Origin of the sequence: Streptomyces sp. NPDC002701 (assembly GCF_042889045.1) — a bacterium.
Classification (GTDB): Bacteria; Actinomycetota; Actinomycetes; order Streptomycetales; family Streptomycetaceae; genus Streptomyces.
Map to the genome: position 1 here is coordinate 100,894 of NZ_JBIAQL010000020.1, position 10,386 is coordinate 111,279.

10 protein-coding genes and 1 pseudogene are annotated in these 10,386 nt (G+C 68.3%); 9 read left to right on the forward strand and 2 right to left on the reverse strand.

The features are described from left to right. The first annotated feature begins 65 nt into the window (after nucleotides 1-65). Entirely contained in the window at nucleotides 66-1,541 is a 1,476-nt protein-coding gene (locus tag ACFYXC_RS34145) for an FAD-dependent oxidoreductase (RefSeq protein ID WP_389556113.1), read from the forward strand. Then, nucleotides 1,538-1,996, forward strand: coding sequence for an ester cyclase (locus ACFYXC_RS34150; protein ID WP_389556115.1), 459 nt, complete (start codon nucleotides 1,538-1,540; stop codon nucleotides 1,994-1,996). The genes ACFYXC_RS34145 and ACFYXC_RS34150 overlap by 4 nt, the downstream gene beginning before the upstream one ends. Before the next feature lie 1,145 nt (nucleotides 1,997-3,141). Here ACFYXC_RS34150 and ACFYXC_RS34155 read toward each other — a convergent pair. After that, nucleotides 3,142-4,047 carry an AraC family transcriptional regulator gene (locus ACFYXC_RS34155; RefSeq protein WP_389556136.1) on the reverse strand — a complete coding sequence of 302 codons (906 nt, stop codon included), beginning with the start codon at nucleotides 4,045-4,047 and terminating at the stop codon, nucleotides 3,142-3,144. Between the two features lie 95 nt (nucleotides 4,048-4,142). Between ACFYXC_RS34155 and ACFYXC_RS34160 the strand changes: the two genes are divergently transcribed. The 5 genes and pseudogenes from ACFYXC_RS34160 (at nucleotide 4,143) to ACFYXC_RS34180 (ending at nucleotide 7,699) form a co-directional block, all read left to right on the forward strand. Continuing rightward, a complete protein-coding gene (locus ACFYXC_RS34160; protein ID WP_389556117.1) occupies nucleotides 4,143-5,075 on the forward strand; it encodes an NAD(P)/FAD-dependent oxidoreductase in 933 nt (310 codons plus the stop codon). A gap of 341 nt (nucleotides 5,076-5,416) precedes the next feature. After that, on the forward strand, nucleotides 5,417-6,373 hold the full coding sequence (locus tag ACFYXC_RS34165; protein ID WP_389556119.1) for a helix-turn-helix domain-containing protein: 957 nt from the start codon (nucleotides 5,417-5,419) through the stop codon (nucleotides 6,371-6,373). A gap of 17 nt (nucleotides 6,374-6,390) precedes the next feature. Further along, entirely contained in the window at nucleotides 6,391-6,852 is a 462-nt protein-coding gene (locus ACFYXC_RS34170) for a cupin domain-containing protein (protein WP_329826216.1), read from the forward strand. 183 nt (nucleotides 6,853-7,035) lie between these two features. After that, nucleotides 7,036-7,113, forward strand: a pseudogene (locus tag ACFYXC_RS34175) (hypothetical protein); the annotation flags it as partial. A 40-nt stretch (nucleotides 7,114-7,153) separates the two neighbouring features. Beyond that, the gene (locus ACFYXC_RS34180) at nucleotides 7,154-7,699 is read left to right on the forward strand and encodes a hypothetical protein (RefSeq protein WP_389556121.1); all 546 of its coding nucleotides are present in this window, start codon (nucleotides 7,154-7,156) and stop codon (nucleotides 7,697-7,699) included. An 838-nt stretch (nucleotides 7,700-8,537) separates the two neighbouring features. On the opposite strand, the gene ACFYXC_RS34185 is transcribed toward ACFYXC_RS34180, so the two are convergent. Next, nucleotides 8,538-9,002 carry a hypothetical protein gene (locus tag ACFYXC_RS34185; RefSeq protein WP_389556123.1) on the reverse strand — a complete coding sequence of 155 codons (465 nt, stop codon included), beginning with the start codon at nucleotides 9,000-9,002 and terminating at the stop codon, nucleotides 8,538-8,540. A gap of 379 nt (nucleotides 9,003-9,381) precedes the next feature. Between ACFYXC_RS34185 and ACFYXC_RS34190 the strand changes: the two genes are divergently transcribed. Together ACFYXC_RS34190 and ACFYXC_RS34195 are read left to right on the forward strand one after the other, a co-directional pair. Continuing rightward, complete coding sequence (locus ACFYXC_RS34190; protein ID WP_389556125.1) at nucleotides 9,382-9,693, forward strand: DUF6233 domain-containing protein; 312 nt, start codon at nucleotides 9,382-9,384, stop codon at nucleotides 9,691-9,693. Nucleotides 9,694-9,772: 79 nt separating this feature from the next. Beyond that, entirely contained in the window at nucleotides 9,773-9,985 is a 213-nt protein-coding gene (locus tag ACFYXC_RS34195) for a hypothetical protein (protein WP_389556127.1), read from the forward strand. The last annotated feature ends 401 nt before the right edge of the window (nucleotides 9,986-10,386 follow it).

Sequence of the window (10,386 nt, forward strand, 5' to 3'; positions counted from 1 at the left end):
CCCCGCGGCGCCGACCGCGCGCGACCTTCACCCCTGTCCAACGTCCAATGTCACGGGAGGACACAGTGCAGCACTTCGACGTCGTCGTCGTGGGAGCAGGCCCCGCCGGCCTCACGGCTGCCGCCGAGATAGCCCGCGCGGGCCGCTCGGTAACGGTCTTGGAGAAACGAGGACAGCCGTCCGACCTGAGCCGCGCCTTCGGTGTGCATGCCCGCACACTGGAATTCCTGGACCAGCGCGGCCTCGCCGAGGAACTGACCACGACCGGTGTCTGCGCTCCCGGCCTGCGGCTGCTCGGGAAGACAGAGATCGACCTGAGGCGGCTGCAGTCGCCTTACCCCTGCATCCTGGTCACCCCGCAGTCGAACGTCGACCGGCTCCTCGAACGGTACGCGCACGCCCAAGGCGCGGTCGTGGAGCGCGGAGTCGAGGTCACGGACGTGGCACAACAAGCAGACACGGTCCGGGTGGTGGGGCGCCGCAGCGATGTCACCGAGGAGTGGACGTGCCGCTACCTGGTCGCCGCCGACGGGGTCCACAGTCCCGTACGCCGGATCACCGGACAGCCGTTCCCGGGCCGCTCCCTCCTGCGCTCGGTGGTGCTCGCCGACGCCTACCTCGACACCCCGCCGCAGAGCCTGGTGACGGTGAACGCGGCCAAGGACTGCTTCGCGTTCCTCGCACCGTTCGGCGACGGGATGTACCGGGTCATCACATGGGACCGGCACGACCAGCAGGACAAGGACGCACCCGTCGATCCGGAGGCGATCCGCCGAGTGCTGCGGCGCGTCATGGGCACCTCCTTCGGACTTCGGAAGGTCGCGTGGACCTCGAGGTTCCACTGCGACGAGCGCCAACTGCCGTCCTATCGCGACGGACGGGTCTTCTTCTGCGGAGACGCGGCGCACGCGCACTCCCCCGCCGGGGGCCAGGGCATGAACACAGGCATTCAGGATGCCGCCAACCTCGGATGGAAACTCGCCGCCGCCCTCGACGGGGCCGACCCGAAGATCCTCGACACCTACCAGGCCGAACGCCACCCGGTCGGCCGAACCGTACTGCGCAGCAGCGGCGCGATGATCCGTGCGATGACGGTACGGCCTCTTCCCCTGCGGCTGCTGCGCACCGGACTGCTCCGGCTGATCCTTGGCCTACGGCCGACGGCCTCCAAGGCGGCGCAGACCTTCTCCGGCATAGGCATCGCCTACGGGCGTCGACGCGGAGAGCACCGGCTCACCGGGACCCGCGCCCCGGACCTTCCCCTCCATGACGGGGACAGGCTCTTCACAGCGCTGCGCACGCCCGGGTTTCTGCTGGTCCTCGAACAAGGCGTCGGCATACCTCTGGGCGTCCCGGCCTCGATGGGGGTCGTGCACCGTGAGAAGGACGGCCCCGCCCTGCTGGTCCGGCCCGACGGGTACGTGGCGTGGGCCGGTGACTCGACCGACGAGCGATGGAGCGCCGTTCACACCCGGTGGGTCGCCGCCCATGGCGGGACGGGACCCGTCAAGCCCCCTTTCTCCGACAGGAGTTCGCGATGACCCCCGCCCAAGTGTACCGCAGGATCGTCGAGGACGTCGTCGGCCGCGCCGACCTCGAACTGGCCGACGCCTTGTTCGCCGACGACTTCGTCGTACACCGGACAGGTCTGAACACGTCGTTCGCGCTCCTCGGCGGACCGCCGCCCCCGCCGAACGCGGCGCTCTCGGGAAAACGCATGTTCCTGCGGGGCCTGAGCGGAATCAAGGCGTCCTTCCCGGACTGGACCTGCACCGTCCACCACTGCGTCGCCGATGGAGAGCTGGTGGCCGGTGCTTTCACCGTGAACGGTTCGTTCACCGGAAGTCAGCCGTTCCTCGGGATCGAGCCCAACGGCCGCCGGTTCGCCTTCGAGGAAGCTGGCTTCCTGCGGTTCCGTGACGGACAGGCCGTCGAAGGGTGGTTCGTCGGCGATGAGCTGGCGTTCGTCAAGGAGTCCGGCATCTCCGACGCATGACGCGCCATGCGACAGCAGCAGCCCGGCGCCTCGGCCTGACGCCGGACGGCTTCAGAGCTGAGCACCTGTGCGATCGGCAGCCGCCCGGACTTCGAGAGGTTTCGGCGGCTCGTGCGCGAGGGCTCGGAGCAGCTGCCGGCGAGGGCTTGACCCGTCGCGCTGGTCCGCCCAGACCGTGGGGCCCGGATATTGCGCCCCTGGAGCGCCTCTCGCTCGTGGGTGGTGTTGCAGGACTTGGCCGGCGTGTCGTCCGCTGAGCTGCTGACGGCGCTCGTGCTCGGCAACACACCCGCCCGGTGGCGGGCGTCGGCGAACGTCCGGCTCGTGCACTCCGTGAGCCGCCCGCCGCAGTCGGACGACATCCATCCAGCTCCCGTTGATCCCGGCGTACAGGGCCCCGTGGCCGCGCCGGTGTTCCGGAGCGAGCGACAGGTCCACGAGAGAGCGAACTGGACCCTCCATACACAACAGCGCGTCGCTACGGGAAAGCAGGCATGCGTACAGCTCCGACCGGAACTCCGCCACCACCGTCAGCGCGCCTCACTGAGCCTCGTGCTCGACCAGTCCCACGATCCGCGCCTCCGTGCTGCGTTATCGCTGAGCACAGGATCGAGCCACACCCCCTACACCTCCGATGAAAGGGGACAACGTCGACCAAGCTCAAGTCTCGTTCGACGCCTGATGTTGAACGTCAAGCGCAACGAAAGGAGCCGCACCCTGGACCTTCTCCTGACCTGAAACGGCAGCCCAGCCGGTGGGACTGTAACGTCGTGATAACTCCTGATCAAGGAAGATGCATCGATGACCAGCAGCAACGTGACCGAGGAACCAGTCCGTCAAGGCTGCTGAGCCGCAGCAGGCGAACGGGGTGGACAACCAGCTCATGTGCAAGTTGGCCGACCGCGCCCAGGCCCAGGGTTTGCGCTAACCGGCGAGGGCGGGATGCTCCGGCAGCTGGCCAAGGTCGGTTCCTTGCGAGGTCTCCCGTTCGGACAGGCGCACCGGTGGCGTTGTGCGGATGCCGGAGGTGGGGTTTGTCCGGCGCATCGGTGCAGAGCCGCATCTCACGAGCCGCTTGGTCCGGATGGTGCCAAAAGTTGAGCGGCAGGTCGAGGCCGCAGCGTGAGTCTGCGTGATGCTTGCCGTCATCTCCGGCCGCCCTGCTGATGCTGTGCCTTGTTCACCTGCCGGAACCGCCCCGGTGAGACGCCGTACTCGCGACGGAACGCCCCTGCGAAAGCGAATTCGGTCGAGTATCCGATCTGCCGGGCTATCGCGGCCAACGATGCGTCGGTTTCCCGGAGCAGCCGCGCGGCACAGCCCAGTCGCCAGTCCCTCAGATACGTCATGGGTGGCTTGCCGACCACTGAGGTGAAGCGTCTCGTGAACGCCACCCGGGACATGCCCACGCTCTCGCCGAGTCTCGAAGCCGTCCACTGGGTCTGCGGACTGTTGTGGATGGTGCGCAGCACGGCGGTGATCGCCGGATCGGACATCGCGGGCAGGTCCTTCGAGCCCTCGTCCTCCATCCACTGACGCAGGACGTGAAAGAGCATCAGATCGAGTATCGCCGTCCGGGCCACTCCTGTACCTGTCTGCGCTTGTGACGCGTCGTCGTCCAGCAGGCTGACGACCGGGCGTAACGCCGGGAACCGCTCGTGATCGGGAGACACCACGAGCAGGTCCGGCATCACCGCGAGGTAGGGGTGCACCCGGCCGTGGTCCAACCGGTAGGCGCCGCAGAGGAATTCGAAGTCGGCGGGGCCGGAGGTCGGCTGGTCCAGGCTCAGCGCCACCTGTGGCAGGTCGTGAAGTGCACACGGCGCGTGGCTGAGCCCGTGGTCCGCTCCGGACGTGATCAGGACGGCATCGCCCGGCTGCAAGGCGACGGGCGGCGCGTCGGCGGCGATGAGCCATCCGCTGCCCCGGAGGACCACGTGGAAACCGCTCCCGGTCAAGCCGGAGTACCGCATACCCCACGAACCCGATTGCCGAAATCGTCGGACGGTCCCACGTCCGACCCGGAGGCTGGAGATCGCCTGACTGATCATGTCCACCCGCTCGATTCTATGCGCCGTACAAGCTCGTATTCAGCCGCGCCACCTGTGTATGTCCGCGCACGTCAGCGGCTGGTTCAGTGGGTGTCATGACAGAAGACGACACCGGTACGAGGGAGTGCATCGTGGTCGGCGCGGGGGCCGCCGGAATGAGTGCCGCGCTCACACTCGGCCGGGCCCGGCTAAGGACACTGGTTATCGACGCCGGCCAGCAGAGCAACCTCCCCGCCTCGGGCATCGGAGGTCTGCTCGGACACGATCGACGCTCTCCCGCTGCGTTCTATGCCGCAGGGCGCGCGGAACTGACGGCCTACCCGTCCGTCGAGGTACACCGGGGCGTAGTCGCCCACGGAGTGCAGGAGGACGACGGAAGCTTCGCTGTGACTTTCAGCGACGGCCGTCGCGAGCGAGCCCGAAGCATGGTCCTGGCCCCCGGAATGGACTACCGCTACCCACGGCTGCCCGGCATGGACGAGCGATGGGGCAAGTCGGTCTTCCACTGTCCGTTCTGCCACGGCTGGGAAGTCCGCGACCGCCCCATGGGCGTTGTCGCCGCCGGCGCGGTCGGCGTGCACGGAGCTCTGAACCTCCGTGCTTGGAGTGATCAGATCACATTGCTGACCAACGGCGGCGAGCTGTCCGACGAGCAGCGCGAGCAGTTGGCCGTCGGCGGAGTGGGCCTGGAAGAGCGGCCGATCACCGGCCTCGACGGGCCGGGGGCCGAGTTGCGGGCCGCGATATTCGCCGACGGCACAGAACTCCCCATCGGGGCCCTGTTGGTCAAGACGACTCTCTACCAGCGCTCCTCGCTGGCCCGCGACCTCGGAGCAGCCCTGACCGAACCGGACGAAATGCTCAGCGTCGAGGCGATCAAGGTGGACGTGATGTCCCGGACCGGTGTCTCGGGGTTGTACGCGGCCGGGGACGCGGCCACCTCGGTCCCGCCGTCAATGGCGGCTGCCATCGCGTCGGGCTACCTGGCCGGCGCCGCCGCCGCTGTGCAACTTGCCGCAGGCCACTGAAGCCCACTTCCCCGGTTACCGCCCTGTCCAGACCAGTCTTGCCGATCATCTCCACCAGTAGCACGGCGAACACACCAGCGAGTTCGGCGATCACGTCCGGGGCGCTCGAAGTAGGGGCGGACGTTCCACACGCTGGCCTGCTCCGAAGGTGCGCTCACCTTGTCATCTCAGGAACCGACACAGCTGATCCCTTGGCAGGGGCATCCCGAGGGAGCGATGGCTCCCCCGGGATGTTCGAGGACCGGATCGTGACGTCCAGGCCGGCCGGGCGCGTAACGCCTGAACGTAGATCGACGCGCGGTCCGGTCCCGAGCAGAAGTGTCGCCATCTATCATTGACCGGTGACCGGCAACCTTGAGGCGTTCCAGGCCGAGCTGGCCGCCAGCGGGTTTCCGCCGCTGGTCAACAAGCTGGCCGGGGCTGGGGCTGGCTTCCGGGGCGGGATCGCCGCCTGTGACCTCGGGCCGCTGCGGCTGGTCTCCCTCGACACGCCCGAGAGCGCCTGCATCGGGCGCGAGCGCGACGCCTCGGATGGCGTGAACCTGGCGGTCAAGGTGATGACCAGGGGCCGGACGCGGATCGAGCAGGGGCGCGGCGACGCCGAACTGGGGCCGGCCGACCTGGTACTGCTCGATCCCACGCGTACGCTCCGGTTCGAGAGCACGGCTGCGGCGCACGTCACCATCCTGGTTCCGCGCCGGGAGCTTCGGATCCGGCCCGCGCAGATCGACCGGCTCATCGGCGTACGCATCGACGGCAGCCACGGCCCGGGCGCTCTCGTCTCCGTGCTGGCCCAGGAGTTGGCGCGGTCGGCGACCGAGTTCCGCGAGGCGGAGGCGCTGCGGTCGGCGGCGGCCGTCGTCGAGCTGATCGCGGTCGCACTGGAGGCCCGGCTGGGCGACGAACAACTGGTCCCGGACGAGTGGCTGCGGGACCGGATCGTCGGCTACATCGAGGCCCGGCTGGCCGATCCCGATCTGTCCCCGCCCGGCATCGCCGCCGCCCACCACATATCCCTACGCCGGCTGCACAAGCTGTTCGAGGACCAGCCGCTCACCGTCGCGGCCCTGATCCGCCGTCGCCGCCTGGAGCGCTGCCGGGCCGAGCTGACCGGAAGCGGCCGTACGGTCACCGCCGTGGCCGCCCGGTGGGGATTCTCCGATCCCACCCATTTCAGCAAGCTCTTCAAAGCGACGTACGGCTACAACGCCCGCGCACTGGTGACCAGCAACCGTGCACGGACGACCAAGACGCGCACAGCCGGCCCGGACAAGGATGGTGGTGACCAAGGCAGGTAAGAGCAATAGGAGAAGTCGTGGCGAAGGTAAACATCGTCCGCCCCGGTGAGGGCGAGATCCTCGGCAGCGGGGCGCAGCAGATCCGCATCCTGGAGAACGGTGAGCACACCGATCACCGGCTGGGGTTCGCCGAGGTGACCATTCCGCCGGGCACTCCGAGCCCGTTGCAGCATCGCCACGCTCAGCATGACGAGGGTTTCTACGTGCTGGCGGGAACTTTCCGGTTCACCGTCGGCGAGGACCACTACGACGCCGGGCCGGGTACCTGGGTCATCGTGCCGACCGGCGCGCCGCACACGTTCGCCAACGTCGGCGACGAGAACGCGGTCATGCTGAACACCTTCACGCCGGACCTGTATGTGCAGTACTTCCGCGACTTCAAGGCCATGATCGATTCCGGGCAGCCGGTCAACGCCGAGACCATGCAACCGCTCTGGAAGAACTACGCGACCGAGATCTCGGACGAATACGCCTCGTGAAGCGCCTTCAGTACGACCGCTACGGCGGCCCGGAGGTGATGCGGCTCGCTGAGTTCGAGCCAGCACGCCCGGGTCCGGATGAGGTTCTCGTCCGCGTCCGAGCGGCGGCTTCCAACGCGCTGGACTGGAAGATGCGCAACGGCGAGATGAAGCTGATGACCGGCCGCTCCTTTCCCTCGGGCGATGGGGCACGACCTCGCCGGAGCCGTCCAGGCGGTCGACGCAGGCGTCACCCGCCCGAAGGCCGGCGACGCGGTACTCGCCCCACGCTCGGTTCCGGCACGCGGGGACGTTGCCCGAGATGGTGACGGCCACGGAAAAGGCGGTCGTGCTCAAACCGGTGGACCTTTCGGAGCAGCAGGCCGCCGCGCTGCCGACCGCGGGCGTGACTGCCTGCCAGGCCACGGCGGACGTCCGGCCCAGGCAGACGGTTTTCGTCAACGGGTGCCTGGGCAGGGTGGGCCGGGCCGCCGTCCGGTTCGCCCGGGCGCGGGGAGTCTCGGTCGTCGGCAGCTGCCGCAACCCTGCGGCCGACGAGGCCCGCGAGCTCGGCGTCGAGCCGGTCGTGGGTTTCGGCTTCGACCCGGCCGTCCTCGCGGAACGCTTCGCTCTCGTCTTCGACACGCCCGGCATGCTTCCCTTCGCTACAGCCCGAACGCTGCTGAAGGCCGACGGAACCATCATCGACATCGTCCCGACCCCGGCCAAAATGATCAGAAGCGCACTGCCCGGCCCGTTCCGGGCGATGACGGGCCGACCGGTGACCGCCGACCTGGAGGAGGTGGCCCGGACCCTGCGCCTGCCCATCGCCCGTACGGTCCGTTGGCCGAGGCGATTCCCGCCCTGACGGAGCTGGAGCGCGAGCAGCGCCCGAAGGGCAGCAAACTGATCATCACGTTGGCCGAAGCTGAGCAGCCTGATCCGACGATTGATACTGGTGGCCGCGCCCCTCTCCGGTTTCTCCATGGCCACCCCCGCACAGGCTGGCATCCCGAGCGTGGCTTCCGTACTCGCGTCCGCTGCTGCGCCGTGCGCAAGCAAGTGGCGGGCGGTGCAGCGGATCGCGGTCCGACGCCCGGGCCCGTACGACGGGACGGTGGCGACAATGAACTCGCCCGTCCATCACCACCTCAAGCGCAGCGATGTCGTGCGGTCCTGCGTCGTCGCGGTCGGCCGAACGCAGAACGGGCCGGCATATCGCGAGCGGGAGGGAAGTCTGTGGCGCGTCGTTCGCGGCGGTCAGGTTCCGCAGACCTGCCTGAAACGCGCTTAATTGCATCAGATGCATCAAATGGTCGGGCGCGGCATTACTTCCCTCGCGGATAGTTCGACCGGGCGACCGAATGGGATCGGCCCGAACGTGACGTCGTTGCGCCCGCGTTGATCACTTGACGCGATGAGCGTGGCTGAGCCTGGAGGACACAGTGCGCGGTAAGTACGGAACGCCGATGGTCACATACCGGATGCCTGTGCAGCCGCCCGATCCCAGGCACCAGGGCACATGCCCGAAGTGCTACGCGATGCAGGGCGAGCGGTGTTTCGCTCCCGCCCTCGCCGTGGCGTTCATGGTCAGCGACTCACGGCCAATGACATCGACCCGAAGACGCCACCTCCGGTCCTGAGCTGAAGCGCGCTAGGTGTCACAAAGGCAGATGTGTTGTCACCGAGGTCAGCTGCCATGTCCTTTACCGAGAGTCCTGTCCGCCGACCCCGGAGTCGTGTCCCCCAGCGGGCCGATGTAGTCGGCGTTCCGGAAGCCGTGTGATCGCGGCGCTCGCTGCCAGCCCGAGCGTGACACCGACAGCGGCGGCGACACTCTGCGCCCAGGTATCGTCGAGGGAGCCGGGCAGGACGGCGCTGGTGAGCCGGGTGGCGCCCCACAAGACCGCTACCGCAGCCAGTGCGGCCGGCCAGCGGTGCCGTACCCCGTCGCCGATGTCGTCGACGATATGGAAGAGGAGCAGCAGTGCCATGAGGTGGCTGCCGCCGAAATCATCGTCCCAGTCGAGCGCGGTGAGCCCGGCCCCGGAGGCAAGCACGAACAGCCAGAACCTCACCAGGCGCCGGACGGACGTGGGTGGCTGTCGCCTCGCACCACGCGGGAGCCAAAAGAACGGTGAGATGTGCCGGCCGATCGTGTGCTTCTGCATGACTCACGTCCTGATCCCCCGGGGTAGCCGACTCCTGTCGGCGCTCAGTAGTAGGACGCGCAGGAGCAGGACGCGGTTGTGGTGAAGTGCCGCCGCATGGAACCGCCTCGGGGAGCCAGAAGACGCCGCCGGAGCTCCACATGCGCGGTGTGCGGCGGGGCGCAGTGCGGCGAGGGCGTCGTAGGTGCGGTTGAAGGCCGCTTGCAGCTGGATGAGGTCGCGCGGGAAGGGTCCGGGCTACCTGCTCTCACCGTAACGAACCAAAATTCGATTATGCGAGTGACGGGGCCGTGCCGCCTGCCGGATCAGGAGCGAGACTGTGTTCGATGGCCTACCTGCTGACCTGGCACGACTGCTCACATTGAGGACCTGGCACGCCATGTGCCTTCAGCGCATCGACGCGAAAGTCCTGCCGTACAACAGCACGAAGCCGGACAGGAACGCGCCCGGCAGAGTCGGCCCCCGCAGCCGCACTGGGATGATCGCGCTCGGCATCGGGGAAGGGCGCCGCCCCATCGAGGTCCACGCCGGTGACTGCTACACCATCGGCAAACGACGGCGCCCCGTCAGCCAGGACGAAGCCCGCCGGCTCCTGGCCACGGGCATACGCGCACGCAGCCACAGCACCCCCGACACCACACTCGACATCCCGTTACCCAGCAGCCCGGCCCCTGCCACCGCGTCGTGTTGACGGCTCCCTGCACTGCACCTGCCCGCCTCGCACCGCGGCGTCCGCCCCCCCCTTCCTCGCTCGGACAGGTCGCCCTGTGATGACCAGTACTCCCCCGCCGCCGATCAGCGAACCCGCCCCCTCCACCATCACCACCTCCAGCAGCTACACCGGCCCCTGCTCCGGCTGCCAACGGCCGACCTCGAAGTACGGCCCCGGCGGACTGCCCCTGTGTCAGTGGCGCCTCGCCGCTGCCCGCGAGAACTGGGAGTCGACCGTGCACTTCCACAACACCCGCGCACTGCCGCGGTGACGGGCCGAGCCGTCGTCTGGTCGTATGTGCGTGATGGGCAGGCGTCACGCGGTGACGCGTACTGAAACGATCGCGCACATACGCCACGGGCCGCCAAGAGCTGCCTCACGCCTGCTGCTCACGGTTTCCGCCGCGTGGGTCCATGATGCTCTCGCTCGTCATGCAGGTAGGGGGCGCGCTGTACGTCGACGCCTGCAAACCGCATGTCGGTCAGAATCTCCTGAGGCCCCTGAGCACCCTCTCCAGCAGTTGCGCATCGAGTCGGCCGTCGATGGCTGCGGCTCCGTCGGGTTGATGGACTGCCACTAGGGCCTGTTGCGAAAGTGCTGGTCATAGCCACTCGTTGATGGCTGCGACCAGCACGGTCGCTTCGTAGCGGACGGCGAGTTTGTCGTACCGGG